Source organism: Glutamicibacter sp. BW78 (assembly GCF_002332245.1).
GTDB lineage: Bacteria > Actinomycetota > Actinomycetes > Actinomycetales > Micrococcaceae > Arthrobacter_H > Arthrobacter_H rhombi_A.
In genome coordinates, this window is the sequence record NZ_NRGU01000032.1 from 206,932 (window position 1) to 231,937 (window position 25,006).

Here is a 25,006-nt window from a genome sequence, read left to right on the forward strand (position 1 = left end):
TCGCAGCCTACAACGCTTCGATGCCGCCCTCCTGCCGCGGCAGGGAACCTAGAGTAGGGGTGTGACCTACACCGCACCGGAATCCTTCACCACCCGCCCGACCCTCCACGGCAGCTTCGGCATGAGCGCCGCGACGCACTGGCTGGCGGCGGCCTGCGCCCAATCGGTCCTCGAACGCGGCGGCAATGCCTTCGACGCCGCGGTGGCCGCCGGCTTCGTGCTCCACGTCGTTGAACCGCATTTGAACGGCCCCGGCGGCGATATGACCGCCGTCTTCGCCACCGCCGAACGGCCGGATGAGCCAGTGGTCCTGATGGGCCAGGGGCCGGCGCCGGCGGCGGCCACCGTGGAACACTATCGGGGACAGGGCCTGGACATGGTGCCCGGGGCCGGGGCCTTGGCGGCAGCGGTTCCCGGTGCGGTGGATGCCTGGCTGTTGCTGCTGCGCGACCACGGGAGCTGGAACCTGGCCGACGTGCTGGCCTATGCCATCGACTATGCACGGGGCGGGCACCGGATCCTGCCTCGGGTCCGCGACACCATCGCCACGGTCGCCGATCTGTTCTCCCAGCAGTGGCCCAGTTCGGCCGAGCGCTGGCTACCTGACGGAAAACTGCCCGCCGAAGGGTCGCTGCTGTATAACCCGACCTACGCGTCGCTGCTCGAAGGTCTGGGGCGGGAAGCGGCGGCCGGGGCGGACCGGGCCGCGGGCATCGATGCGGCCCGCGAGTTATGGGCGCGCACCGTCGGGGCGGAGGCCGAGGCCTTCCTCTCGACCCCACACCGGCATTCCTCGGGAACCGACCATGCAGGGGTCATGGCAGCCGCCGACGTCACCGGTTTCAGGGCCAGCTACGAACCGGCGGCCACCGTCATCTTTCGCGGGCACACCATCGCCAAGACCGGCCCCTGGGGCCAAGGGCCGGCACTGCTGCTGGCCCTGGCCATCCTCGAGGGGTACGACGACGAATACCTGGACCCGTCCACCGAACTCGGCGCCCACACCATCCTGGAGGCCCTGAAGCTGGCGATGGCGGACCGGGAAGCCTATTTCGGGGACACCGATGTCCCGCTGGAGTACCTGCTGGGTGCCGGATATGCAGCCGAGCGGCGCAATTTGATCACCGAACGGGCGAGCCATGATTTCCGGCCCGGGACCGTCCCGGGCCGCCAGCCGTTCGTCCCCGAACTGCGCACCGAGGAGCCGTCCCCGGCCCGGGCCGACGGCGCCAAGACCGGTTTCGCCGGGGTCGGGGAACCGACGGTCCGTCCCAGCGGGGAAACCCGCGGGGACACCTGTCATCTGGATGTGGTGGACCGGTGGGGGAACATGGTCTCGGCCACGCCCTCGGGTGGGTGGCTGCAATCCTCGCCGACCATCCCGGCGCTGGGGTTCTGCCTGGGCACCCGGTTACAGATGACGTGGCTCCAGCAGGGGTCCCCCTCCACGCTCACCCCGGGGAAGCGACCGCGCACCACGTTGACCCCCACGCTGGTGCTGAAGGGCGGCCAGCCCGTGGCGGCAGTGGGCTCGCCGGGAGGGGATCAGCAGGACCAATGGCAGCTGCTCTACCTGCTGCGCACCATCGTCGGCGGGTATACCCCGCAGCAGGCCATCGACGCCCCGGCACTGCACACCACCTCGATCCCCGGCTCCTTCTGGCCGCGGACCTGGGCTCCTGGTGGGGCCGTGGTGGAGGATCGTCTGGGCGAGGCGGTCATCGCCGGGCTTGAAGCCCGTGGCCATCGGGTGACCCGGGCCGGCGACTGGGCGCTGGGGCGGCTGTCCGCCGTCGTCCGGGATCCGGCGACCGGTCAACTTTCGGCGGCGGCGAATCCCCGCGGGGCGCAGGGCTACGCCGCGGGACGCTGACCTTCCCGTTCAGGTCGCTCCCTTTCCCGGACGGCGATCAGCGCGGTTCCCGCCGTGGAGCCGGGTCCCGCGCCGGTGTGGACGCTACGCCTTCTGCGGAGGTGTCACGGCCTCGCTACTGGCCAGCCGGTTCAGTGCCAAGGCTGCCACCAGAAGGCCGAAGTCCCGCAGCCCCACATCGAAGAACCCGGGGAGCAGGAGGAGGTTCACGATGATGCCGGCGAGCCAGGCGACGATGACCAGCGAACCGATGTGTGGCCGCAGCGCGACCAGAATGCCTGCGGCGATCTCCACGATGCCGACCCCGTACATGAAGACTTCCGGGCTGACCGGGACGATGTCGGTGGCGATCGGGGCCAGGTAATGCGTCCAATCGGTGAGCACGTTGGTGAACTTGTCGATACCGAAGATGATCGGCGCGATGGTGAAGATGGTCCGCAGCAGGAGGAAGGCCTGATGCGTGGCACGGCTTTGTTGCCGGGTGCCCTCCGGAGCGAGATGGGTGGTCATGACGGGAACCTTTCTAAAGTAGAGATAACTCACATTAGAGCCGTCGGTACTCTAAATCAATACTTATTCGTTTTAGAAGTAGACTGATGTCATGAGACCCGTATCGCGCCATCGTTCCCTGCAGGACATCGCCACCGTCGCGGACCCCTTAAGGGCTTCGATTTACGAGTTGGTGTCCCGCAGCCGGGAATCCGTGGGGCGCGACGAGGTCGCCCGGGAACTGGGCCTGGCCCGCCATGCTGCGGCCTTCCAGCTGGATCGCCTCGCCGAACAAGGGCTGCTCACGGTGGAGTTTCGTCGGTTGAATGGGGCCACGGGCCCCGGCTCCGGCAGACCCTCCAAGGTCTACCGCGCGACCCGGACCGAGGTCTCCGCCAGCGTCCCGCAGCGCGAATACACCGTCGCCGCGGACATCATGGCCGAAGCCATCGACGCCTCCCGTCTCGACGGTAGGTCGATGGACGAGCATCTACCCGAAGCTGCCCGCGAGGCGGGGCGCCGGCTGGCGGCCGGCCAAGCGGATGTCCAGGCTTTCCTTGCCGCGAACGGCTACCGGCCCGAAGATCGCCAGGACGGCACCACGGATCTGACCAACTGCCCGTTTCATTCCCTGGCCAACCGTCATACCGACACGGTGTGCGGGATCAACCAGGAGCTGATCTGCGGGGCATTGGAGACGCTGGGCTCGGAGCGGCACACCGAACGGGTCGAACCCAGCGCGCCCTGCGGATGCTGCGTCAGGTTGGCCGCGGAGTAGCTGCCAGCAAGCCTACGGCTCGCAGAACAAATTCTCCGGGGCGAGGATGGTCCGCAGGACGTCACCACTTTCGGGGTCGACGAAGACCACGGAATCCTGTGGCCATGCTGGATCCTGTTCCACCCGGTCCGGGGCCGCGGAGGCAGGTGCCGAAGCCCGGGGTGCGTTGCTGGCGTGCCCTGTGTGAAGGACCGTCCCACTATTGGTCTCGATGATCCTGACATCGTCGGGCAGTCCGTCGTAGAAATCGGGCCCGCGCTCCGCCTCGGCCCATCGGGCGGCGGCCTCGGGGCAATCGGCCGAGGTCGTCCCGACGGGAGAAGGAATGGGAAACAGGGTTTCCTCTGCTGCCGAGCTCTGCTCGCTCGACGGGGCTTGCCCCGCACTGCAGCCGGCCAGGAGAGCGCCGACAGCAAAAAGCGGAATGATGGTGGTGAGAGGGAAGCCCCTGCTCGTCACGGGGCGCACTTCAGCTCATCGGGAACATCGATGGCCTTCACGACGTCACCGCTGGCGGGATCGACGAAGACCACGGAATCCTTCGGCCATTCGGGGTTCGGCTCCACCCGGTCGGGGTACTCGGCTGCGGGGGAAGAAGCGTCGGGATCGTCGGCGGCGTCCGAAGCGAGCATGCTGTTTTGAAGGATGGTCCCGCTGGTGGTCTCAACGACCCGCACGCCCTGGTCCACCCCGTCGTAGAATTCCTGCGGCAGATCCCCGGCAATAAATCTCTCCTGCAACGCGGAACAGTCGTCCGAAGCCACGGCCGAAGAGGATGCGGCGGCGGACTCCGGCGGCGCTGAGTCATCAGGCGCCGTTGCCCCCGCGCCGCAGCCGGTCAGCAAGGCGCCGACCGCGATCAGCGGCAAGATCGTTCCGGTCTTCAGTGACATGCGTCCCCCGATGTTGTGGTTTTGCCCACCGTATCGCAGGGGGGAAGCCAGCAAAAACCCTCAGCTGTTCCGGGGGCAGGTCATCATTGGCCGTTGTGCCTCACACCGTGTAGTTCTGGGGTGTGCTTCCACCGAATCCCGGCGCCGACCCGTCCGCCACATCCACCACCGAATCCACCGAACGGGTCCTGGCGACCCGAGGTCACGGCGGCTACCGGCAGTACCGGATCCCCGCGCTCGCCGTGAGCACCAGGGGAACGGTGCTGGCCGCCTATGACGGGCGACCCAATCTCGATGACCTGCCCAACACCATCGACCTGCTCCTGCGCCGCAGCTTTGACCACGGCAAGACGTGGGGTCCACAACAGCTGATCCGTACCGGGGAAGGCCTGGCAGGGTACGGGGACCCCAGCTTGCTCGTGGACCGGCAGACGGGACGCATCTTCTGCTTCCATGCGGCAGGAACCCATGCCGGGTTCTTCGAAGCCGTCGAAGGGCTCGAACCCGTTGACCAGGTCCAGCAGGTGGATCTGTCCACCTCGGATGATGACGGTGCCACCTGGTCCCACCGGCGACTGACCGGCGAGCTCAAACGCGAGGGGATCACCGGGATCTTCGCCGCCGCCGGAAACGGGATCCAGCTCGACGCCGGCCCGTATGCCGGCCGACTCGTCCAGCAGATGGTCTTGCTGTTCCAGGGGGCCATCCGTGCGGCCAGCGCCTACTCCGACGACCACGGAGACACGTGGACCCTCGGCGAACCCGCCCCGGGGGAAGCGAACGAAAACAAGACAGTCTGTCTGCCCGACGGCACCGTGCTGCTGAACTCGAGGGCGCCGGGGGCCCGCAGGGGAGCCATCTCATACGACGGCGGCCACAGCTACACGCCGCTGGAAACGATCCCCGCACTCCCCGATCCCGGGGACAACGGATCCATCCTGCGCCTACGCACCACCGATGAGGGCGAAGCCGTCCTGCTGGTGACCAATAATCGGGACAGCTCACTGCGCCGGCAGACCGTGCTGAGTGTCTCCTACGACGCCGGGGCCAGCTGGTCGCCGGTGCGCACCCTCTGCGCCGGAAGTTCGGCCTATTCCACGGCCGCCGTGCTGGGCGACGGCTCAGTGGGGGTCTTCTACGAACGCTCCGGCTACACCGAACTGGTGTTCACCCGCATCGACGCCGACCAGTTGAGTGATGAAGCGCTCGCCGCCGCCGCAGCCAGCTTCACCGAGGACGACGGCGGAGCGCTGACCCTGGTGCTGCGTTCCCTCACCCCCGGGCGGCCCACCGAATGGGTCACGGTCGGGGACTCGCATTCGATCCCTGCCGTGGCGGGGCCGTGGGGTATGCACACCTGGAAGGAAATCGGGCACGGCTATGCGGAGGAGGGGCAGATCCTGGGGACCCGCGAGGCCCAGATCGCCAACTACGGGCCGCCGGCTCCCGGGGTCAAAGCAGGGGACATCCTGGCCTTCACCGGGCGGTTCAGGAACCTTCGGGATGAAACGGTGACCGCCGAACTCTCCGGGACCTTCGATGGGGAGGTGGCCGGCAGCTTCCCGCCGGTTGAACTGGAGCCGGGCGCCGAGACGCTGTACTTCACCCCGACCCAGACGGTGAGCGCAGCAGATCTGGCAGCCGGAGCCGTCGTGGTGCACTGTGCGGTCACCGCCGGAGGGAAGTACTTCGAGCAGACCTTCACCCTGGACACGAAGACCGGAACCGGGGGAACCGGTGGGCAGTAACGGTCGGACGACAATATAGACAAGCCGAGTGGAAGTCTCTTCGAGTGCTGTAGCGTGGCCGGAAATGCCCGTCGCGCAGGCGCCGAGCCGGACCACTGGCACCGTGGGGGGAGGCATCTCATGATCGGTCAACACGCAGTGAGGCCAGGGATCGCGGTCTGCGCCGCGGCGACGCTCTTCGTGGGTGTCGGGCTGAGCGGCTGCACCTCATCGGCCGAATCGTCGGCTGCCACCTCCACGGCAACGTCGAACCAGCAGGGGCTGGAATACGAAGCCAACCTCGGAACCATGTATGCCGGCGTCCCGGTCCTGTTCAACCCGGCGGAACTCAGCGGCGGGGCGGCAGTGGACGATCATGAACGACTGGAGTTCGACGCCGGGCAGGAGATGCCGAAGGGACTGGAGATCGCCACCCCCGGCGTGGCCGAGCTGCCGCGGCTCTGCGAGGGAGCAGAGCCTTGCCGGGACGGCGAAGCACCGAAGTTCGCCCCGGAGGAGGCGGTCGTGGCCATGGCCTCCGAAGGGTATGACGGGGCGCCCTTCACGCTCACCGGGCAGGCGATCGACGCCGATGGCCACACTTCCGACGTCAGCATGGTCATCACGCCGGAATCCGTCGAAAAAGCGCCAGGGTCTACGGCGTTACCCGGGGTCAATAGCATCACCGCGGAATCGGGGGACAGCAAGCTGACCATCGACTTCTCCGAGGCGATGATGGTCAACCATGCGGGAGGCAAAAGCTACGTCACCGGCACCTACGAGGCCGAGTTCCCGGCGATGGCCGTTCCCCCCGATGGCGTCCTGGACAGCACCCACGCCGGCGACTTCACGGCCGATGAGATCTTCAGTCATGTCGTCGACCAGAAGAAACCGCAGCTCTCCGGCGAACGGGGCGTTCTGGCGGTCCTCATCGACGATACCGCCGGCGGGGTGACCTACTCCCTCGCCGCCGGCCCCGTCCTGTCGTTCCCCTACGCAGACGTTGTGGATTCGCTGCCCCACACCACGGGTCACTAGGCGCCGACACCCTCCCCGGCGGTTAGTGGTCAGAGGTCTCCGGGTTGAGCATGCTCGCGGCGGCGGCCCGGTGTTCCTCCAGTCCGGTGGCCAGTGCGTAGAGCGCATGACTCAGCGGGCTGGCCGCCAACAACGAGGCGCAGCGTTCGGCCAGTCGGGGCTCCTCCCGCCCGGTGAGCTCGGTATAGCGGGCCACGGTCCGTTCGAAGATCTCGGCGCTGGAGATCATGCAATGAAACGCGAAATCGACCACCGGATCGCTGACCCGCGCCGTGGTCCAATCCAGCACCGAAACGATGTCTTCATGCTCATCGAGCAGCAGATGCGCCGGGTAGAGCTCCCCATGGGTGAACACGGTGGACTGCGGCCATAAACCGTCATCGGCCAACCAGGCCTCCCATCCGCCGACCAGGTCGTCGGAGACCACGAACTCGGCACGTACCCGTTCCAGATCGGCGCGCCACCGGGCCCTGACCTGCTCGGGGTCCTCATGCGGAACGCCCGCAGCGTGGGCCTGATCCGTATCCAGGGTGTGTAGTTCGGCGAGCAGCCGGGCCAGCGAATCGGCATAGGCCTCTGATTCGGTGTCGACGTTCCACAGCGGCTCACCGGCGTCGTCCAGGGTCAGGCCAGGGAAACCGGGCAATAACGGATAGGCGATGAGCTCCTCGGTGCTGATCCGCCAGTCGGGGACGGCGACCGACAGCCGGGGTCGCACGAAATCCAGGATCGCCCGTTCCTCGCCGAGGTTGGCGGAGACGTCCTCGCGGCGCGGGATCCGCAGCACCCACTGTTGGGATACTTCGGAGTCCTCGTGGCCGAACGCGACCCGGTAGTCGAGCCCCGATTCGTTGAACGTGATGCCCTCTTCGGCCAGGGCCAGATCGTGGCGGGAGGCCAGGGCGCGGACGTCTTCGGGGGTTTCCGGCAGGTCGGTGCTCATGGACAGTATTGTCTCAGAGGTCGGTGACGATGACGACGTCCAGACGCCGCGGCCCGTGGACCCCTTCCACCCGTTCGAGCTCGATATCGCTGGTGGCGCTGGGGCCGGAGATCCAGGTCAGCGGCCGGGTGATCTCGATCCGTGACATGGCCTCGGGCAGGATCTGGACGATGGACGACGCCGGGACGATGCACACATGCTGATCGGGCACCAGGCTGATGGCCCGCCGGCCCTGGTCGCCGGAGCCGTCCAGGACGATCGTGGCCGATTCGGCGACGGACACCGTCGAGGAGGTGACCACGGAGGAGAGCGCATCGAGTTCGGGCACGGACAACCGGTGGCCGGGGGCGTCGGTGACCCGCCGGTCGTCGGCCCGCAGCCCATCGACGTCGAACCAGGACTCGGGCAGCCCCGGGGGGACCACGTAGCCGGTGGCCTCCTCCAGGAGTGTCTCGAGGGTCCCCGGGAGCCCGGCGGAGGACACGACGTCGACGTGGGCTTGATAGTCCTCGAGTCGTTCGACCAGCATCGCCTCGATGGCCTGCCCCGACAGATCGGCGGACCGGCGGTAGGTACGCGGGACCTCGGGGATGGCGGGCTCATCGGCCAGGGCCGAGGTGATGCGTTCCAGGATTTCTTCGCGGGCGCCCATTATTTGCCGTCCTTGCCGGTGCCGGTGTCCCCGGCGTCGTGTTCGGAGGCCCACCAGTCCCGGAAGGACTTCTTCGGCGGTGCCGGGATATCACGGGAGGCGGTCCACCCGCCGGCCAGACGTCCGGGAAGGCGTTTGATCTTGTGATCCCGTCCGGCAGCCAACCGGCCCAAGGGCAGGGCCTTTTCCACCAGGTTCAGGTGCCGACCGGAGGAGAACGCCCACTGGGCACCCTTCATCATCAGGTCCATTTCCGAGGGCAGCCGGGGCTTTCCACGCCGGGAATCGACGTCCTTGCCGCGCAGGTGCACCAGGATTTCGGGGATGTTGATCTTCACCGGGCAGGCGTCGAAGCAGGCCCCGCACAGGCTGGAAGCGTAGGGCAGCGAATTATTTTCCTCCGCCTTGATGCCGGTCATCAGCGGGGAGAGGATCGCACCGATCGGCCCCGGGTAGGTTGAACCGTAGGCGTGGCCGCCGGTGCGCTCGTAGACCGGGCAGACGTTCATGCAGGCCGAACAACGGATGCAGTGCAGCGCCGAGCGTCCGTACCGGTCCGATAGGGCTGCGGTGCGCCCGTTGTCGAGCATGACCAGGTGCACGTTTTGCGGCCCGTCGTCTGCGTGGACGCCGGTCCAGAAGGAGGTGTAGGGGTTCATCCGTTCCCCGGTGGAGGAGCGGGGGAGCAGCTGCATGAAGACCTCGAGGTCCTCGGCGCGGGGGAGCAACTTCTCGATGCCCATCACGGTGATCAGTGTGTGTGGCAGCGTCAGGCACATCCGGCCATTGCCTTCGGATTCGACGACGCCGAGCGTTCCGGTATCGGCCACGGCGAAGTTGGCGCCGGAGATGGCGACCTTGGCCGAGAGGAACTTGCGCCGCAGATGGGCCCGGGCGGCCATCGCCAGCTGGCGCGGATCATCGGTGAGGTCCGGGTCGACGTCGGGCATTTCGCGCAGGAAGATCTCACGGACCTCCGAGCGGTTCCTGTGGATGGCCGGGACCAGGATATGGCTGGGCTTATCGTGGCCGAGCTGGACGATCAGTTCGGCCAGATCGGTTTCGAAGGCCTCGATTCCCTCGGCCGCGAGGTGGTCGTTGAGCCCGATCTCCTCGGTGGCCATCGACTTGACCTTCACGACTTCCCGGGTGTCCTGCTCGCTGACCAGGGAGGCGACGATCCGATTGGCCTCGTCGGCGTCACGGGCCCAGTGGATGATCCCACCGCGGGCCGTGAAGTTCTCCTCGAACTGGGCCAGCAGGGCCGGCAGATCGGCCATGGCCGCTTCCTTGGCCGCCGACCCGGCAGAACGAAGATCCTCCCAGTCGGGTAGTTCCCCGACGACCTTCAGCCGTTTATCGCGGATGGAGTGGGTGGCATGGCGCAGGTTGGTGCGCATTTGCCCGTTGGCCAGCTCGTGCTCGGCCGCATCGGGGAAGGACTCGGTGGCATGCAGGTTCCCGATCCCGTAGGCGGGCAGCGACGGCATGCCGACGAAGACGGCGCTCATCGGGCCACCTGCGCCTTCGTGTGGTGCCCGGTTCCGGCGTCGTAGGGGTGCTCCCGGGTACTGGCGAGGATTTCGGCGAAGTGCAGGGTGCCGGCGGCGGCGCCGGAGCGGGAGAGCCCGCCACCGATATGCAGCAGGCAGGAGGCGTCGCCCCCGGTACAGAGCGAGGCGCCGGTGGACATGATGTTGCCCGCCTTGTCGTCGAGCATGGCCGAGGAGACCTCGGCGTTCTTCATCGAGAAGGTCCCGCCGAAACCGCAGCACTGGTCGGCCTCGGGCAGATCGGCCACCGTGATGCCCTCGACGGTGCGCAGGAGGGACAGCTGGCGGTCCTCAAGACGCAGCAGCCGCATCCCGTGGCAGGAGGGGTGGTAGGTCACCGAGGTGGGAAACCAGCTGCCGAGTTCTGCCGCGGCATCGGTGATGCCCAGGACGTCGGTGAGCAGCTGGGAGAGCTCATAGGTGCGCGCCCCCACCGACTCGGCCCGGCTCTTGAGCCCGGTATCGCCGGCGCGCTCGGCGATCATCGGGTGCTGGTGCTTCACCGAGGCGACGCAGGAGGCCGAAGGGGCCACGGCCACGTCGTAGTCGGCTCTGTCGAAGGCCTCGACGTGGTTGGCGATCACCGGCACCGCTTCGGCGAAGTAGCCGGAGTTGATATGCATTTGGCCGCAGCAGGCCTGGCCTTTCGGGAACACGACCTCGTGCCCGAGGCGTTCCAGGATCGAGACGGTGGCCCGTGCGGTGCTCGGGTACATGCCATCGACGATGCAGGTGGCAAAGAGGGCGATTTTCATTCAGGGCCTTCCGGTGGCGTCGTCGGGCGAGCCATGGGCTATGTGGTCAGACCACTATAGGGGTGTGGCGGCCCATCGTCCAGCGTCCCGCACCGCCGGTGGTCGGACCATGGAAGAATGACCGGGTGACCACCGAAAACCCTGCCGGGGTGCCGACGCCGAAGGCCTACCAGACAGTCCTGGACGCCATCGAGGACCAACTGCGCCATGGGCAGCTGAAGGTGGGGGACCAGCTGCCCGGCGAACGGTTGCTGGCCGAAACACACGGTATCTCCCGCGCCTCGGTCCGCGACGCCATCCGGATCCTCGACGTCATGGGCGTGGTGCGCACCTCGACCGGCTCCGGTCCAGGGGCCGGGGCCGTGGTGATCTCCGAACCGGCCACCGGGATCGCCACCGCCTTGCGCATGCACGTCGCATCGGCCCGGCTCAGTGTCGAAGAGATCGTCCAAACCCGCATCCTGTTGGAAACCTGGGCCGCGAACACGGCGAACCTGGATTCCGACCCCGAACGCTCCGAGCGCCTGCTGGGTGCGGCCCGGGATCTCCTCGAAGCCATGGACGATCCGCAGCTGGACCGTGCCGGGTTCCATGCGATGGACGCCCGCTTCCACGTGCTGCTCTCCGGGCTGGCCGGTAATGCGGTGATCGAAGCCATGATGGAGTCCTTGCGGCTGTCCATTGGGGATTATGTGCGCGAATCGGTGCGCAGCGACGCCGCCTGGGAACCCATCGCCGAGGTCCTGCGGGCCCAGCACCATGCGATCATGGCGGCGGTATCCACCGGACAAGGGGCCGAAGCGGCCCGTTTGCTGCGCGAACATATCGAATGGTTCCACCAGGAATCAACTGACCTGCGCGGGGCGTGAGCGTGCCGCGTGGGAAGCCTCCTGGACGGTTGGTGGCGGTTCACTCCCTGCGCCCGGTCTCGTAGGCCCAGATGGCCAATTCGACTCGATTCCGGGCCTGAAGTTTGGCCATGAGGCCGCCGAGATGGAATTTCACGGTGCTCAGGCTGATATGCAGGTCCTGACCGATTTCCGCATTGGTCCGTCCGCCCGCGACACCCAGGAGCACTGCTTCCTCACGGGTGGTGAGGGGATCGAGGGGCTCGGGAGGGCGGGCCGGGACGCGACGGGTGAAGTGGGCCAGGAGCCGGGCCGTCACCCCGGGATCGATGAGTGCCTCGCCCCGGACGGCGGCGTGGACCGCTTGGACGAGCTGTTCGGGTGAGGCGCCCTTGAGGAGGAACCCCCGCGCGCCAGCCTTCAGCGCCCCGTAGACATGTTCATCGGTGTCGAAGGTGGTGATCACGACGACGGCGAGCGGCCTCTTCACGCCGGGCCCGGCCAACAGGCGGGTTGCCTCGATGCCATCAAGGTTCGGCATCCGGATATCCAGCAGACAGACGTCGGGGCGTAACCGCAGAGCCATATCCACGGCCTCCCGCCCATCGGCAGCCTGGCCGATGACGTTCAGGCCGGGCTGGTTGTCCAGAATCGTGCTCAGCCCGGCCCGAATGATGCTTTGATCATCGGCAATGAGCACCCGCAGTGTCATGATGCGGCTCCCGGGCGGGGGAGAACTGCCGTGACCAGCCAGCCGTGTTCGGCCCCGGGCCCGGCATGGAAGGTCCCCCCGAGCAGCTGGACCCTCTCGGCCATGCCGATCAACCCATAGCCGGGGACACCACCGGTGGTGGCTGCTCCGTCGTCCACGACCCCGAGCCTCACCTCGGCGCTACAGGCCACGACGGTGACGTCGATCAGGGTGGCTCGTCGTGCATGCCTTTTCGCATTCGTGACCGCTTCCTGGGCCACGCGATAGAGGCCAGCCTGCACCCCCGCAGGCAGGCCCGTCAGATCGCCCCGCAACTGAACCTCGACCCGGGGAAGCCCGGGTCCACGGCAGGCCAGGTTCTGCAGATCGGCCAGCTGGCCCCCCGAGGCAGCCGGTGACCGGTCGCCGGTACCGCGCAGGCTGCCGACCATGGCCCGCATTTCCTGCAAGGTGGTGGCGGCTTCGCGCTCGATGATCTCCAGGGCCTCAAGGGCGCCGCTCGCCGATGCCGAACGAGCCAGGACCAGACCCGCTTGGGCTTGGATGGCCATCGCGGAGACGTGATGGGCGACCGTGTCGTGGAGATCCCTGGCCAGTTGCTCCCGCTCCTGGAGCCTGGTTTGTTCGATCAGTTGACCCCGCACCAGGACCCGATAGCGTCTGGCAGCCCCCACGGCGGCCGCCGACACCAGGACTGCTGCCCCACCGATCGCGTCCGCCGGCCCACTGAAGTCCGTCAGGATGCTGAGCAGAAGTTCGATCATGATCACCCCGGCGCCGAGGAGGACCTCCCGTCCGGCGGCCCACCGGAAGAGCGCATAGACCACAACGAGCACGGCGACCCCGCTCGAGAGAGCCACCGGGTCCGCACCGGAAACGACGGTGCCCAGATCCACGAGAACGAACATCCCGAAAGCCAGAACGACGGCGGCCAGGCAGTGCGCTCGCCGGATCAGCACCGCCACGGTCACGGCCAGCCCCATCAGCATGATGAGCCACACGGGACCGGGCCCAACGATCGCCTCGAGGCCCGCCGCAACGGCCACGGCCGCCGCGAGGAGGCCGTCATACCAGCGGATACCAGCCGACGCACCCCGAGCGGGCGGCTCGACCCACAGCGACCTGGCGACACTCCACATGTTCATCAGCATAGAAGAGCGGTGCCGGCAACGGAACGGCCGAAAGACCAGCCGGTACCCGGCCGAAGGGCCAGGTCGATTCAGGCCTGCGGGCCGGTGTGCTGCCGGGGATGCCCGGCCCACACTGGAGCCAAGAACCACTCCCCACCCTCGATGAAAGTGAATCCGTGATGCGTAGGAACCAAACGACAGGTCGGCAGGACTCCCGGATCGACGACAGGATCGTGCTCAGCGGGCTGTGGACCAGCGTGCTCTTCATCTTCGCCTATGTCGACATCTTCGGATTCTGGCGGGCCGATATCCTCCGGGGAGCGCTCGACGGACGGGTCTCCGGTACCGCGGTGGCCATCAATCAGACCTTCCTGGCGTTGACGACTGTCTACATCCTGGTCCCCAGCCTCATGATTGTCGTCTCGCTCCTGGCTCGGGCCAGGGTGAACCGGGCCGCCAACATCGTCATCAGTTTGCTCTATATCGTCTCCATCGTGGTGACGGCCCTGGGCGAGAGGTGGACGTACTACCTGGTGGGCAGCGTCGTCGAGCTGCTTCTTCTGCTGATGATCGGGCGTACCGCGTGGATCTGGCGGCAACGTTCCCACCCGGCGCTTCCGCTGGCCAGTTCCAGTGAAACCCCAGCGACCTGAGGCATCGAGGAGCTGCCCCGGCCGTGGCCTGGGTGCGCCGTCAATGAATCCGGGCCGGGTCTACGCTGGGGTGTGCCGGGGCGTTTTACAGCTCCGGCACCACATCTCGAGAGGACCCCATGGCACCCGCATCCTCAGCGGATCTCACGGCCGGCCTGTTGGCCGACGCCCGCGCACTTCACCCCGAGATCACCGACCTGCGGCACCGGCTGCACCGCGAGCCCGAAGTCGGGCTCGATCTTCCCCGTACCCAACAGAAGGTCCTGGACTGGCTCGACGGGCTGGGCTTCGAGGTCTTTACGGGGAACCGCACCACCTCGGTGACCGCTGTGCTCCGGGGCGGCGGGCAGCAACCGAGCAACGACACCGAAGGCGCCGGGCAGAGGCCCGCCGTACTCTTGCGCGGGGATATGGACGCCCTGCCCATCCACGAGGAGACCGGGCTGGACTACGCTTCGCAGATCGACGGGGCCATGCACGCCTGCGGTCATGACCTGCATACCTCCATGCTCGCCGGGGCCGCTTCCTTGCTGGCGGCCCGCCGCGAAGAGCTTCCCGGGGACGTGGTGCTGATGTTCCAACCGGGGGAGGAGGGGTGCGACGGCGCATCGGTCATGATCGAGGAGGGGGTTCTGGAGGCTGCTGGTCGCCGAGTCGACGCAGCCTACGGACTCCATGTGACCAGCGCGTTGGCGCCGGGCGGAGTGCTGCTGACCCGTGAAGGGCCGATCATGAGCGCCGCAGACGGCCTCGTCGTGTCGGTACGCGGTGCCGGAGGGCACGGATCGGCCCCGCATCTGGCCCGGGACCCGATCACCGCTGCGGCAGAAATGATCACCGCGCTACAGGCCATGGTCACCCGCCAATTCGATATTTTCGATCCGGTGGTTCTCACCGTCGGCGTGGTTCGTGCCGGCACGGCCCGCAATGTCATCCCCGATCAGGCCTTTTTCGAGGCAACCATCCGATCGTATTCGGCGGAGGCCAATGATCGCCTGCGGACCGCGATTCCGCGGTTGCTGCAGGGGATCGCCGAGGCCCATGGTGTGGCAGTGGAGGTGGATTACCTCCCGGAATACCCGGTCACCGTGAACGACCCCGCCGAGACTGCTGCCGCGACGCAGGTCATCCGGGAGCTTTTCGGGCCGGAACGCCATGTGGAGATGCCCCACCCGTTGGGTGGTTCGGAGGATTTCTCCCGGGTCCTGGATCTGGTGCCCGGTTCCTTCGCGTTCCTGTCTGCCGTGCCCGAGGGCGTCGACCCGGCCACTGCCCCCTATAACCACTCCGCGCAGGCCGTTTTTGCCGACGACGTGCTCCCCGATGGAGCGGCGCTGTATGCGGCCCTGGCGATCAGACGGCTGGCCCGCGGCAAGGGCTGATCAGGGCCGGGCCTCGTGATGGCGTTTGCCGTGGGTCCGGCGTTCCTCCTTCATCCGGGCCTCGTGCAGATGCCTTTTGCCGCTGGCGAGTTCGTTGCGGGCCGCGGCTTCCTGCCGGCGAAATTCCGTGTAATAGCCGTCGTCGTAGTCCTCGATGATCTGGAACGTCCAGCGTCCCTCGATGACGTTGCGGCCCACCAGTTCCTCCTCCAGGCGCGTGGCCACGTCCTCATGACCGGCGGAGCGGAGCATCTCCACGGCCTCGCCGAGGGCAAGATCGGCGCCACCGGTCTTGCGGTGGAAGTTATAGAGGCTTCCGCGCGCGTCCTCGACCAGCTCCAACGCCTCGGAGAGCTTGCCCAGCGCCTCCACGGTCGCGGCATCGACTCCATCGGGGATCCGGTGTTCCGGTGCGGGGCGGTCGTGGTCCTCGGTCCTGTGGTCCTCGTCCATGAGGGCTCCCTTCTCCGGCGGGTGGATCGTCGGTGGGTTCGAGCCTACGGGTCACCGACGGCTCTGTCAGCGGTAGATGTCAGGAGGAGCGGCGGGCGAAGCTCAGATGGCTGGTTCCGGCCTGTCATCCCGCCCATCGAACAGGGCACCCTGCACAGCGACCGGGAGCTGCCTCTGGGGGCTTCCGTGGGCGATATCGCCCGGGGTGGCAGGGTGTGCTGTGACACCCCGGCCGATGATTGGGGTCACATTCAGTGGGCTGAATGCTTTAGGCTACTTGTTAACAAGTGCTTCACAACACGATGAGGGCTTGAAAATACCGACAAGTAGCCGAAGCGGTGTCATGGGTAATCCACCCCGCCGTCCGGCATCACAAGGAGCAAGAATGCGTTATTCGCGCACTTCAAAAATCCTCGGCGTCGCAGCAGCAGTTGCGTTGAGCCTGAGCGCCTGCGGCGGCGGAGGCGACAACGCCGCCGATGGTGGAGGGGACACCAGCCGGGTCATCGTCGTTGATGGCGCCGAGCCACAGAACCCGTTGATTCCCACGAACACCAATGAGGTCGGCGGCGGAGCCGTCCTGGACCTCATCTTCGCCGGCCTGATCAGCTACGACGCTGATGGCAAGCCGCAGAACGAGATGGCCGAGTCGATCGATACCGACGACTCGCAGAACTACACCATCAAGCTCAAGGCCGACCAGAAGTTCACCAACGGTGATCCGGTCACCGCCAGCTCCTTCGTCGACGCCTGGAACTACGGTGCTGCAGCGAAGAACGCCCAGCTCAGCGGATACTTCTTCGAAAGCATCGAGGGCTACGACAAGGCCAGCGCCGAAGGCTCGAAGATCGATGAGATGTCCGGCCTGAAGGTCGTCGACGACACCACGTTCACCGTGAAGCTCAAGCAGCCCGAATCCGACTTCCCGCTGCGTCTGGGCTACAGCGCGTTCTATCCGATGCCGGAAGAGGCGCTGAAGGACCCGAAGAAGTACGGCGAGAACCCGGTCGGCAACGGCCCGTATGAGTTCGACGGCGAGGGCGCCTGGGAGCACGAAACCCAGATCAAGCTGGTCCCCAACGAGGACTACGATGGCCCGCAGAAGCCCAAGAACGGTGGCGTGACGTTCAAGATCTACCAGAACGACACCACCGCCTACCAGGACCTGATCTCCGACAACCTGGATGTCCTCAAGACCATCCCGACCTCGGATATCAAGAACTTCAAGAACGACTTGGGTGACCGCTCCATCGAGTCGCCGTACGCCGGCAACCAGACGATTGCCATCCCGTACTACTTGGACAACTGGAAGGGCGAGGCAGGCAAGCTGCGCCGTCAGGCCATCTCCATGGCCATCAACCGTGAAGAAATCACCGACGTGATCTTCAACGGCGGCCGCACCCCGGCGAAGGAATTCACCGCACCGGTGCTCGACGGCTACTCGGATTCGATCCCGGGCAGCGAGAACCTTGACTACGATCCCGAGAAGGCCAAGGAACTGTGGAAGAAGGCCGAGAAGATCGAGCCGTACGACACGTCGGAGAAGCTGACGATCGCGTACAACGCCGATAAGGGCGACCACAAGACCTGGGTCGAGGCCGTGGTGAACAACATCAAGAACAACCTCGACATCAAGGTCGCCGGCAAGCCGTACGCCACCTTCAAGGAGGTCCGCACGGATGCGACCGCGCAGAAGCTGACCGGTGCCATCCGCTCCGGCTGGCAGGCAGACTACCCGTCGCTGGCCAACTTCCTGGGCCCGATCTACACCACGGGTGCCGGTTCCAATGACGCCGTCTACGAGAATAAGAAGTTCGACGACGCCATCAGCAAGGGCCTGTCCGCCGATAACGTCGAGGACGGCTCCAAGGCGATGAACGAGGCCCAGGAGATGCTCCTGGAGGACCTCCCGGCCATCCCGCTGTGGTACCAGGTGGCCCAGGGCGGCTGGAGCGACAACGTGGACAACGTCGAGTTCGGCTGGAACGGCGTGCCGCTGTACTACGCCATCACCGGCAAGTAGGGGACAGAACACCCCTCAGTCACACGCGGGGCCCGCTTTCGTATCACGGGGGCGGGCCCCGCATTCCTGCCTCACCCAAAAGGTAAAAAGCATGTCAAACTCCCTACGCCCCGATCGGGCGTCTTCAGCACGAAAGGCCCACCGCTGATGGGCAGATTCCTCCTCCGCCGACTGTTGCAGCTGATCCCGGTCTTCCTGGGCGCGACGCTGCTGATCTACTTCCTCGTCTTCAGCCTCCCAGGGGACGCCACCGCCGCCATCTGCGGCGAAAAGGGCTGTACCCCCGCGGTCGAAGCTTCACTGCGTGAGCAGTACAACCTGGACCAGCCCTTCTGGATCCAGTACCTCCTCTACCTCAAGGGCATCTTCACCTTTGACCTGGGCACCAACTTCGCCGGCCAGCCGATCGCTGACATCCTGGCCCGTGTTTTCCCCACCACGGCGCGCCTGGCCCTCATGGCTTTGGCGTTCGAAGCCGTCTTTGGCATCACCATCGGGCTGTTCGCCGGCCTGAAAAAGGGCAAGTTCTTCGACTCGACCGTGTTGGTCTTCTCGCTGCTCGTCATCGCCGTGCCGATCTTCGTCCTGGGCTTCCTGATGCAGTTCGTGGTGGGTGTCAAACTTGAATGGGCCAATCCGACGGTCAGCGGTGACGCAGGGTTCACCGAATTGATCCTGCCCGCTCTCGTTTTGGGGTTGGTGTCCTTCGCCTACGTGTTGCGGCTGACCCGCACCGCGGTCATCGAGAACTCCAGCGCCGACTATGTGCGCACGGCTACCGCCAAGGGGCTGAGCCGCCGCCGCGTGGTGACGGTGCACGTGCTGCGCAACTCCATGATTCCGGTGGTGACGTTCCTGGGTGCCGACCTGGGCGCCCTGATGGGTGGAGCCATCGTCACCGAGGGAATCTTCAACGTCAACGGCGTGGGCAATACCTTGTACCGCGCCGTGCTGAACGGGGAGGCCCCCGTTGTCGTTTCGATCGTCACCGTACTGATTGTGGTCTTCGTCCTGGCCAACCTGCTGGTAGACCTGCTGTACGCGTGGCTGGACCCGAGGATCCGATATGCCTGAGAACACCGAAAACCGTCCCACCGTCCGCGGTGCCAAGATTTCCAAATACCCGATCGAACACTATGTGGCCGACCCGGACGAAACCCCGTTGCAGGCCACCGACAGTTCCGTCTCCGACGCGGCACCGGTCTCCCTCTGGCTCGAAGCGTGGCGGAACCTGCGCACCCAGCCACTGTTCATCATCAGCGCGATCCTGATCATCTCGGTGGTCTTCGTGGCGCTGTTCCCGGGGCTGTTCACCAACGAACAACCCAACGCGAACTGCCAACTGGCCAACTCCGACGGCGGCGCGGTTCCCGGGCATCCGCTGGGCTTCACCCAGCAGGGCTGCGATATTCTCGCCCGCGTGATGTATGGGACGCAGTCCTCGCTGACCATCGGCCTGTTCGCCACGATCGCCATCGTGATCTTCGGCGGGACCGTCGGAGCCATCTCCGGTTTCTTTGGCGGCTGGGTCGATGCCGTGCTGGCACGGTTGGGCGATATCTTCTTCGCACTGCCGCTGATCCTGGGCGCCATCGTCGTGGTGCAGATCCCGTTCTTCCAGGAGAACCGCAACGTCTGGACCATCGTGCTGATCCTCTCGGCCTTCGGCTGGCCGCAGATCGCCCGCATCACCCGGGCAGCGGTGATCGAGGTGCGCGAAGCGGACTTCGTCATCGCCGCCCGATCGCTGGGTGTGAGCCGAACCGGTGCACTGATCCGCCACGTCATCCCGAACTCGCTGGCACCGGTCATCGTGATCGCGACGATCACCCTGGGCATCTTCATCGTGGCCGAGTCCACGCTGTCGTACCTGGGTATCGGACTGCCCCCTGACGTGATGTCCTGGGGCAATGACATCTTCTCGGCCAAGAGCTCGCTGCGCTCCAACCCGATGGCCTTGTTCTGGCCGGCCCTGGCGTTGTCGCTGACGGTGCTGAGCTTCATCATGCTCGGTGACGCGCTGCAGGACGCTCTGGATCCGAAGGCGCGCAAACGATGAACGGTGAAACCATGAACAACGAAACCATCGACGAAGCCTCGATGCCGCGTCCGCTGCTGGAACTGCGTGATCTGGCCATCAGCTTCAAGACCGGAAACGGTGAGGTCGAGGCGGTCCGCCAAGCCAACCTGACCATCCTTCCCGGGGAAACCGTGGCGATCGTCGGCGAATCCGGTTCCGGCAAATCGACCACCGCCCTGGCGGCGATCGGCCTGCTGCCGACCAACGGCCGCATCGCCGGCGGGACCCTGCTCTTCGACGGCGAGGACATCACCAACGCCTCGGAGAAGCGCCGGGTCGAGCTGCGTGGATCCTCCATCGGCATGGTCCCCCAGGACCCGATGTCGAACCTGAACCCGGTCTGGCAGATCGGTTTCCAGGTCAAGGAGACGCTGCGCGCCAATGGCCTTCCGCACCAGAAGAAGGATGTGGCCAAGGTCCTCTCCGAGGCCGGCCTGCCGCGGGCCGAGGAGCGGGCCAACCAGTACCCGCACGAGTTCTCCGGGGGCATGCGCCAGCGGGCGCTGATCGCCATCGGGCTGTCCTGCCGGCCGCGGCTGCTCATCGCCGACGAACCCACCTCGGCCCTCGATGTCACGGTGCAACGCCAGATCCTGGACCATCTGGACACCATGACCGATGACCTGGGCACCGCGGTCCTGCTGATCACCCACGACCTCGGGCTCGCGGCAGAACGCGCCCATAAGGTCGTGGTGATGTACAAGGGCCAGGTCGTCGAGGCAGGGCCCGCCGTGGAACTGATGACCAACCCGCGCCACCCGTATACGCAGCGTCTGGTGGCCTCGGCACCCTCGCTGGCCTCACGCCGGATCGAATCGGCCAAGGAACGCGGGCAGGAAACGGAGGAGGAACTGACGGTTGACCGGCCGCTGGCTGCGGACAATGTCATCGAGGTCAAGGATCTGGTCAAGAACTACAAGATCCGCGGAGGCGTCGGCAAGACCACCGAATTCCGTGCCGTGGACGAAGTGTCGCTGAGCATCAAGCGGGGCACCACGACGGCGGTCGTCGGCGAATCCGGCTCGGGCAAGTCGACGGTGGCCCGGCTGGTGCTGGGGCTGGAGGACGCCTCGGAGGGCAGCATCCTGTTCGACGGCGTGGACATCACCACGCTCTCGCGCAAGGAGATGTTCAAATTCCGGCGTCGGGTTCAACCGATCTTCCAGGACCCGTTCGGTTCGTTGGACCCGATGTACAACATCTTCCGCACCATCGAGGAACCCCTTCGGGTGCATAAGATCGGCGACCGTAAGGTGCGCGAGCAGAAGGTCAGGGCTCTACTGGAACAGGTGGCCCTGCCGGCATCGATGATGCAGCGGTTCCCGAATGAGCTCTCCGGCGGCCAGCGCCAGCGTGTGGCCATCGCCCGGGCGCTCGCACTGGATCCGGAAGTGGTGATCTGTGACGAGGCAGTGTCGGCATTGGACGTGCTCGTGCAGGCCCAGGTGCTCAACCTCTTGGCTGACCTGCAGTCAGAACTGGGGCTGAGCTACCTGTTCATCACTCACGACCTGGCCGTCGTCCGTCAGATCGCTGATCATGTGTGCGTGATGGAGAAGGGGAAGCTGGTGGAGACCGGCAGTACCGACGACGTCTTCGAAAATCCGCAGACGCAGTACACGCGGTCGTTGCTCGACGCCATCCCCGGCGCCGGTCTGATGTTGCCTCCCGAGGTGGCCTGACCCTCGCCAGGACGGCATGGCCCGGCCCGTCATCCCTGCACGGGATGGCGGGCCGAGCTGTCGGTGGCGGATGGCAGGATGGCCCCATGACCACCACCGAGCGCAGCATGCCGCCCCCGAACGCCGCCGAACGAGAAACCCTCGATGCCTGGCTCGACTACTACCGGGCGACCCTGCTGCTCATCTGTGAGGGTGTCGATGCCGAGGCCCTGCGAGAAGCATCTGCAGCACCTTCGACGCTGAGCCTGCAGGGGCTGCTCCAGCACCTCAGTGAGGTGGAACGCCAATGGTTCCGTCGGGTATTGGCCGCAGAGGAACTACCGGCCATCCACCCCGGTGGAAGGACTCCTGAAGGGCACGACGGCGGCTTCGAGGTTGATCCGCACGTCCCGTTCGGCACGGTCGTTGGACTGTGGCAGGCCGAGGTCGCCGCCGCTCGGGCCACGTGTGCGGCGCGTTCCCTGGATGACACCGCAGCCTTCCTGGGCGCCGAGGTGAGCCTGCGATGGATCTACAGCCATATGATCGGTGAGTACGCTCGGCATTGTGGGCATGCGGATATTCTGCGCGAGAGGATTGACGGGGCCACGGGGGTCTGAAACGACGAAAGGCAGGGGCATGGCTGAACGGGTCGGGATCATCGGCGGAGGCATCGTGGGCATCGCCATCGCTCGCGCCCTGGCCAGTACCGCAGACGTTGCGGCGACAGTCATCGAGAAGGAGGCTCGTCTGGCAGCACACCAGACGGGCCATAATTCCGGCGTCGTCCATGCGGGGCTCTACTACCCACCCGGTTCGCTGAAGGCCACCCTCTGTGCCCGCGGCCGGGAGATGACCCGCGACTTCTGCCACGAGCGCTCCCTGCCCTACCGTGAGCTCGGCAAGCTCGTCGTCGCCCTCACCCGGGATGAGCTGCCCCGACTGGACGATATTGAACGGCGGTCCCGCGAAAACCGGGTTCCCGGCGTGCGTCGGCTCGATGCCGGGGCGATGCGCGAGATCGAACCCGAGGTCGCCGGTGTCGCGGCAGTGCATTCACCCCATACCGCCGTCGTGGACTATTCGGCCATCACCGAGGCCCTGGCCGATGACCTCCGTCGTGCCGGAGGGGCCATTCTGCTGGGCCAGGAAGTCACCGCGGTCTCCACCGCCGCCGGCTCGGTGACCGTTTCAACCACGGCAGGAACCCACGTCTTCGACCGGCTCATCGTCTGCGCCGGCCTACAGTCAGACGTGATTGCCCGGATGGTCGGAGCTTCCCCGTCGCCGAAGATCCTGCCCTTCCGCGGAGAATACTGGGCCATGGCCCCGGGCCGTCAAGACCTGGTGAAGGGCATGATCTATCCGGTCCCTGACCCGCGTTTCCCCTTCCTGGGCGTTCACTTCACCCGCGGGGTGTACGACGACGTCCAGGCCGGCCCGAATGCCGTGCCCGCCTTGGCCCGGGAAGGCTACCGGTGGCGGCAGGTGTCGGTGCGGGACACCCTCGAATCCCTCCGCTGGCCCGGGGCGCCGGCCTTGGCCAAGCAACACTGGCTGATGGGGGCCCGAGAAATCTCCGCCTCACTGCTCAAGCCCCTCTACTTCCAGCAGGCCCGCAGGTTCGTCCCCGCCTTGCAGTCCTCCGATCTGGCCTCGAAATCGGCGGCCGGGGTGCGGGCCCAGGCCTGGGATAAGGACGGGTCGTTGGTTGATGACTTCGCCGTCGACCAGGTCGGAGCCGTCACGCTGCTACGCAATGCCCCCTCCCCGGCGGCCACCTCGGCGATGGCGATCGCGGAGCATGTGCTGCAGGAGTATCTGGGCTTCACCCCCGGACGCTGAACAGCGCCGGTCAGCTAGTGTCCCTGATGCTCGGGGACCAAGGTGGACACGACCTGCAGGAGCAGCTCGGGGCTGAACTCCTCCGGCTGGCGCGCCACGTTCATGGCAGCGCCGTAGATCAGCGAAGCCAGGGTCGAACGCAGTGCCTGGGCCGACATTCCGGTGCCTTCCACGATGCGTTCGGTCACCGGTTCCAGGCTGGCTCCGTAGTGGTCCAGTGCCGCGTTGATGGGGGCACGGTACTCATCATGGTGACGCAGGAAGTAGAACTGGAAGATGAGATCCACCTCGCCACGCCGTGACGGTAGTCCCCTGAGTTGCTTGGCCACCATGGCAATCAAGGCGGCACGGGGAGGGAGGTCATCGCCGAACCCGGGAGGTGGGCCACCGAGAATACTGTCCAGCAGATGATCCAGCAGTCCGTGCAGGAGGCCTTCCTTGGAGTCGTAATAAAAGTAGATCAGGCCGATCGATAGACCTGCCTCGGCGGCGACGCTTCTGGAGGTCACCGCCTCGATTCCGCCGCCCAAAGCCACCGATGTGGCGGCGTTCATGATGTCGTTTCGTCTTTCGCCCTCGGGCTTTTTGATTCCCCCCATGGGCCAAGCCTAGCGTTGCAATCCATCGAACACTGGTTCAATGTGGGGTGATGATCGTTAAACCCCACCGGAACGGGAGCACTATGCGCCACCCCTTGAAGAACGAGACAGTCCTGATCACCGGTGGAGGCAGCGGCATCGGCCGACTGCTCGCACTGGGCGCCGCGCGCCGCGGAGCACGCATCATCATCTGGGATCTATCAGAAGCCTCCGGGCGGGCGGTCCGTGACGAAGTGCGGGCCCTGGGCGCCGACTCCGAGTCCTTTGCGGTGGACGTGACCGACCGGGCCGCCGTCCGTGACACCGCCGAGCAGACCGGAGCCGTCGACGTCGTGGTCAATAATGCCGGGGTCGTCAGCGGCAAACGGCTGCTCGACGCCTCCGAAGACGCACTCGAGCGCACCATCCAGGTCAACGTGATGGCCCTGTACTGGGTCACCCGCGCGTTCCTGGGCGGGATGATCGAGCGTCGCAAGGGCACCGTGGTCACCGTATCCAGTGCCGCGGGGATGGTCGGGGTGGCCAAGCAGACCGACTACTCGGCCAGCAAGTTCGCCGCCTTCGGATTCGCCGAATCCTTGAGGGTGGAACTGGCCAAGGATGGTACAGGGGTCAACTCCATGGTGGTGTGCCCCTACTACATCTCCACCGGCATGTTCGAGGGCGTGAAAACCAAATACCCCTTGATCCTGCCGATCCTCAAGCCCGAATACGTCGTGGCCCGGATGCTGGACTCGATCGAGGCCGGGAAGCAGCGGCTCGTCATGCCTCGCGCCGTCCTGTCCCTCCCACCGCTGCGCCTGCTGCCCGTACCGCTCTTCGACAAGGTGGCCAACCTTTTGGGCGTGAACAACACGATGGATGACTTTGTCGGGCGGCGGCAAAAGGCCCCTACTTCTTGACATGTGAGTAAATAGTC

Annotated in this window: 25 protein-coding genes; 14 read left to right on the forward strand and 11 right to left on the reverse strand. The window is 66.1% G+C overall.

All coding sequences use genetic code 11. From position 1 onward, the window contains the following. Positions 1 to 61 precede the first annotated feature (61 nt). Positions 62 to 1,873 carry a gamma-glutamyltransferase gene (locus tag CIK75_RS09645; protein ID WP_096223941.1) on the forward strand — a complete coding sequence of 604 codons (1,812 nt, stop codon included), beginning with the start codon at positions 62 to 64 and terminating at the stop codon, positions 1,871 to 1,873. An 84-nt stretch (positions 1,874 to 1,957) separates the two neighbouring features. Here CIK75_RS09645 and CIK75_RS09650 read toward each other — a convergent pair whose 3' ends face one another. After that, entirely contained in the window at positions 1,958 to 2,383 is a 426-nt protein-coding gene (locus tag CIK75_RS09650; protein WP_096223943.1) for a hypothetical protein, read from the reverse strand. Between the two features lie 91 nt (positions 2,384 to 2,474). Between CIK75_RS09650 and CIK75_RS09655 the strand changes: the two genes are divergently transcribed. Beyond that, the gene (locus CIK75_RS09655) at positions 2,475 to 3,140 is read left to right on the forward strand and encodes a transcriptional regulator (protein WP_096223945.1); all 666 of its coding nucleotides are present in this window, start codon (positions 2,475 to 2,477) and stop codon (positions 3,138 to 3,140) included. 12 nt (positions 3,141 to 3,152) lie between these two features. On the opposite strand, the gene CIK75_RS09660 is transcribed toward CIK75_RS09655, so the two are convergent. Continuing rightward, positions 3,153 to 3,599, reverse strand: coding sequence for a hypothetical protein (locus CIK75_RS09660; protein ID WP_143413312.1), 447 nt, complete (start codon positions 3,597 to 3,599; stop codon positions 3,153 to 3,155). Continuing rightward, positions 3,596 to 4,033: a hypothetical protein gene (locus tag CIK75_RS09665; protein WP_143269206.1), complete on the reverse strand. Its 438-nt coding sequence runs from the start codon at positions 4,031 to 4,033 to the stop codon at positions 3,596 to 3,598. Before CIK75_RS09665 ends, CIK75_RS09660 begins: the two co-directional genes overlap by 4 nt. Positions 4,034 to 4,155: 122 nt before the next feature. Here CIK75_RS09665 and CIK75_RS09670 point away from each other — a divergent pair, with 122 nt between their 5' ends. Together CIK75_RS09670 and CIK75_RS09675 are read left to right on the forward strand one after the other, a co-directional pair. Next, positions 4,156 to 5,781 (forward strand): sialidase family protein, encoded by a 1,626-nt coding sequence (locus CIK75_RS09670; protein ID WP_096223949.1) that lies wholly within the window; start codon positions 4,156 to 4,158, stop codon positions 5,779 to 5,781. Positions 5,782 to 5,901: 120 nt separating this feature from the next. Beyond that, on the forward strand, positions 5,902 to 6,798 hold the full coding sequence (locus CIK75_RS09675) for a hypothetical protein (protein WP_096223951.1): 897 nt from the start codon (positions 5,902 to 5,904) through the stop codon (positions 6,796 to 6,798). Between the two features lie 22 nt (positions 6,799 to 6,820). Here the strand turns inward: CIK75_RS09675 and CIK75_RS09680 are convergent, their stop codons facing one another. From CIK75_RS09680 to CIK75_RS09695, 4 genes are read right to left on the reverse strand one after another with little or no spacing between them, the layout of a single operon-like run. Beyond that, positions 6,821 to 7,741, reverse strand: coding sequence for a macrolide 2'-phosphotransferase (locus tag CIK75_RS09680; protein ID WP_096223953.1), 921 nt, complete (start codon positions 7,739 to 7,741; stop codon positions 6,821 to 6,823). A 13-nt stretch (positions 7,742 to 7,754) separates the two neighbouring features. Next, positions 7,755 to 8,393 carry an LUD domain-containing protein gene (locus tag CIK75_RS09685; protein ID WP_198962422.1) on the reverse strand — a complete coding sequence of 213 codons (639 nt, stop codon included), beginning with the start codon at positions 8,391 to 8,393 and terminating at the stop codon, positions 7,755 to 7,757. Beyond that, on the reverse strand, positions 8,393 to 9,904 hold the full coding sequence (locus CIK75_RS09690; RefSeq protein ID WP_096223955.1) for a lactate utilization protein B: 1,512 nt from the start codon (positions 9,902 to 9,904) through the stop codon (positions 8,393 to 8,395). Before CIK75_RS09690 ends, CIK75_RS09685 begins: the two co-directional genes overlap by 1 nt. Further along, positions 9,901 to 10,701: a (Fe-S)-binding protein gene (locus tag CIK75_RS09695; RefSeq protein WP_096223957.1), complete on the reverse strand. Its 801-nt coding sequence runs from the start codon at positions 10,699 to 10,701 to the stop codon at positions 9,901 to 9,903. The genes CIK75_RS09690 and CIK75_RS09695 overlap by 4 nt, the downstream gene beginning before the upstream one ends. Positions 10,702 to 10,826: 125 nt before the next feature. Between CIK75_RS09695 and CIK75_RS09700 the strand changes: the two genes are divergently transcribed. Next, positions 10,827 to 11,570 carry an FCD domain-containing protein gene (locus CIK75_RS09700; RefSeq protein WP_241895389.1) on the forward strand — a complete coding sequence of 248 codons (744 nt, stop codon included), beginning with the start codon at positions 10,827 to 10,829 and terminating at the stop codon, positions 11,568 to 11,570. Between the two features lie 40 nt (positions 11,571 to 11,610). Here CIK75_RS09700 and CIK75_RS09705 read toward each other — a convergent pair whose 3' ends face one another. Further along, positions 11,611 to 12,261 (reverse strand): response regulator transcription factor, encoded by a 651-nt coding sequence (locus tag CIK75_RS09705; protein ID WP_096223959.1) that lies wholly within the window; start codon positions 12,259 to 12,261, stop codon positions 11,611 to 11,613. Next, a complete protein-coding gene (locus CIK75_RS09710; protein WP_158225935.1) occupies positions 12,258 to 13,406 on the reverse strand; it encodes a histidine kinase in 1,149 nt (382 codons plus the stop codon). Before CIK75_RS09710 ends, CIK75_RS09705 begins: the two co-directional genes overlap by 4 nt. 164 nt (positions 13,407 to 13,570) lie before the next feature. Here CIK75_RS09710 and CIK75_RS09715 point away from each other — a divergent pair, with 164 nt between their 5' ends. Together CIK75_RS09715 and CIK75_RS09720 are read left to right on the forward strand one after the other, a co-directional pair. Continuing rightward, positions 13,571 to 14,044 (forward strand): DUF6326 family protein, encoded by a 474-nt coding sequence (locus CIK75_RS09715; RefSeq protein ID WP_096223963.1) that lies wholly within the window; start codon positions 13,571 to 13,573, stop codon positions 14,042 to 14,044. Positions 14,045 to 14,163: 119 nt separating this feature from the next. Further along, positions 14,164 to 15,426, forward strand: a complete 1,263-nt coding sequence (locus CIK75_RS09720) for a M20 family metallopeptidase (RefSeq protein WP_096223965.1) — start codon at positions 14,164 to 14,166, stop codon at positions 15,424 to 15,426. Here CIK75_RS09720 and CIK75_RS09725 read toward each other — a convergent pair whose 3' ends face one another. Beyond that, a complete protein-coding gene (locus tag CIK75_RS09725) occupies positions 15,427 to 15,879 on the reverse strand; it encodes a hypothetical protein (RefSeq protein WP_086995997.1) in 453 nt (150 codons plus the stop codon). 385 nt (positions 15,880 to 16,264) lie between these two features. On the opposite strand from CIK75_RS09725, the gene CIK75_RS09730 reads away from it, so the two are divergent. The 6 genes from CIK75_RS09730 to lhgO all read left to right on the forward strand — a co-directional run bounded on the left by CIK75_RS09730 (position 16,265) and on the right by lhgO (position 23,488). Beyond that, positions 16,265 to 17,902: an ABC transporter substrate-binding protein gene (locus tag CIK75_RS09730; RefSeq protein WP_096223967.1), complete on the forward strand. Its 1,638-nt coding sequence runs from the start codon at positions 16,265 to 16,267 to the stop codon at positions 17,900 to 17,902. Between the two features lie 147 nt (positions 17,903 to 18,049). Next, positions 18,050 to 18,976, forward strand: a complete 927-nt coding sequence (locus CIK75_RS09735; RefSeq protein ID WP_086996003.1) for an ABC transporter permease — start codon at positions 18,050 to 18,052, stop codon at positions 18,974 to 18,976. Then, the gene (locus tag CIK75_RS09740; protein WP_086996006.1) at positions 18,969 to 19,961 is read left to right on the forward strand and encodes an ABC transporter permease; all 993 of its coding nucleotides are present in this window, start codon (positions 18,969 to 18,971) and stop codon (positions 19,959 to 19,961) included. Before CIK75_RS09735 ends, CIK75_RS09740 begins: the two co-directional genes overlap by 8 nt. A gap of 11 nt (positions 19,962 to 19,972) precedes the next feature. Next, positions 19,973 to 21,664 carry an ABC transporter ATP-binding protein gene (locus CIK75_RS09745; RefSeq protein WP_241895390.1) on the forward strand — a complete coding sequence of 564 codons (1,692 nt, stop codon included), beginning with the start codon at positions 19,973 to 19,975 and terminating at the stop codon, positions 21,662 to 21,664. 86 nt (positions 21,665 to 21,750) lie between these two features. Then, positions 21,751 to 22,263 (forward strand): DinB family protein, encoded by a 513-nt coding sequence (locus CIK75_RS09750; protein WP_096223971.1) that lies wholly within the window; start codon positions 21,751 to 21,753, stop codon positions 22,261 to 22,263. A gap of 19 nt (positions 22,264 to 22,282) precedes the next feature. Next, positions 22,283 to 23,488 (forward strand): L-2-hydroxyglutarate oxidase, encoded by a 1,206-nt coding sequence (lhgO, locus tag CIK75_RS09755; protein WP_096223973.1) that lies wholly within the window; start codon positions 22,283 to 22,285, stop codon positions 23,486 to 23,488. A 14-nt stretch (positions 23,489 to 23,502) separates the two neighbouring features. Here lhgO and CIK75_RS09760 read toward each other — a convergent pair whose 3' ends face one another. Beyond that, on the reverse strand, positions 23,503 to 24,087 hold the full coding sequence (locus tag CIK75_RS09760; protein ID WP_086996016.1) for a TetR/AcrR family transcriptional regulator: 585 nt from the start codon (positions 24,085 to 24,087) through the stop codon (positions 23,503 to 23,505). 95 nt (positions 24,088 to 24,182) lie between these two features. Between CIK75_RS09760 and CIK75_RS09765 the strand changes: the two genes are divergently transcribed. Then, a complete protein-coding gene (locus CIK75_RS09765; RefSeq protein WP_343251897.1) occupies positions 24,183 to 24,989 on the forward strand; it encodes an SDR family oxidoreductase in 807 nt (268 codons plus the stop codon). Positions 24,990 to 25,006: the final 17 nt, after the last annotated feature.

What these genes read in the sequence shown, in the direction of transcription:
- CIK75_RS09650 (WP_096223943.1), bottom strand. Translation starts at nt 2,383, where the DNA reads ATGACCACCCATCTCGCTCCGGAGGGCACCCGGCAACAAAGCCGTGCC.
- CIK75_RS09655 (WP_096223945.1), top strand. Translation starts at nt 2,475, where the DNA reads ATGAGACCCGTATCGCGCCATCGTTCCCTGCAGGACATCGCCACCGTC.
- CIK75_RS09665 (WP_143269206.1), bottom strand. Translation starts at nt 4,033, where the DNA reads ATGTCACTGAAGACCGGAACGATCTTGCCGCTGATCGCGGTCGGCGCC.
- CIK75_RS09675 (WP_096223951.1), top strand. Translation starts at nt 5,902, where the DNA reads ATGATCGGTCAACACGCAGTGAGGCCAGGGATCGCGGTCTGCGCCGCG.
- CIK75_RS09680 (WP_096223953.1), bottom strand. Translation starts at nt 7,741, where the DNA reads ATGAGCACCGACCTGCCGGAAACCCCCGAAGACGTCCGCGCCCTGGCC.
- CIK75_RS09685 (WP_198962422.1), bottom strand. Translation starts at nt 8,393, where the DNA reads ATGGGCGCCCGCGAAGAAATCCTGGAACGCATCACCTCGGCCCTGGCC.
- CIK75_RS09690 (WP_096223955.1), bottom strand. Translation starts at nt 9,904, where the DNA reads ATGAGCGCCGTCTTCGTCGGCATGCCGTCGCTGCCCGCCTACGGGATC.
- CIK75_RS09695 (WP_096223957.1), bottom strand. Translation starts at nt 10,701, where the DNA reads ATGAAAATCGCCCTCTTTGCCACCTGCATCGTCGATGGCATGTACCCG.
- CIK75_RS09705 (WP_096223959.1), bottom strand. Translation starts at nt 12,261, where the DNA reads ATGACACTGCGGGTGCTCATTGCCGATGATCAAAGCATCATTCGGGCC.
- CIK75_RS09710 (WP_158225935.1), bottom strand. Translation starts at nt 13,406, where the DNA reads ATGAACATGTGGAGTGTCGCCAGGTCGCTGTGGGTCGAGCCGCCCGCT.
- CIK75_RS09715 (WP_096223963.1), top strand. Translation starts at nt 13,571, where the DNA reads ATGCGTAGGAACCAAACGACAGGTCGGCAGGACTCCCGGATCGACGAC.
- CIK75_RS09720 (WP_096223965.1), top strand. Translation starts at nt 14,164, where the DNA reads ATGGCACCCGCATCCTCAGCGGATCTCACGGCCGGCCTGTTGGCCGAC.
- CIK75_RS09725 (WP_086995997.1), bottom strand. Translation starts at nt 15,879, where the DNA reads ATGGACGAGGACCACAGGACCGAGGACCACGACCGCCCCGCACCGGAA.
- CIK75_RS09730 (WP_096223967.1), top strand. Translation starts at nt 16,265, where the DNA reads ATGCGTTATTCGCGCACTTCAAAAATCCTCGGCGTCGCAGCAGCAGTT.
- CIK75_RS09735 (WP_086996003.1), top strand. Translation starts at nt 18,050, where the DNA reads ATGGGCAGATTCCTCCTCCGCCGACTGTTGCAGCTGATCCCGGTCTTC.
- CIK75_RS09740 (WP_086996006.1), top strand. Translation starts at nt 18,969, where the DNA reads ATGCCTGAGAACACCGAAAACCGTCCCACCGTCCGCGGTGCCAAGATT.
- CIK75_RS09745 (WP_241895390.1), top strand. Translation starts at nt 19,973, where the DNA reads ATGAACAACGAAACCATCGACGAAGCCTCGATGCCGCGTCCGCTGCTG.
- CIK75_RS09750 (WP_096223971.1), top strand. Translation starts at nt 21,751, where the DNA reads ATGACCACCACCGAGCGCAGCATGCCGCCCCCGAACGCCGCCGAACGA.
- lhgO (WP_096223973.1), top strand. Translation starts at nt 22,283, where the DNA reads ATGGCTGAACGGGTCGGGATCATCGGCGGAGGCATCGTGGGCATCGCC.
- CIK75_RS09760 (WP_086996016.1), bottom strand. Translation starts at nt 24,087, where the DNA reads ATGGGGGGAATCAAAAAGCCCGAGGGCGAAAGACGAAACGACATCATG.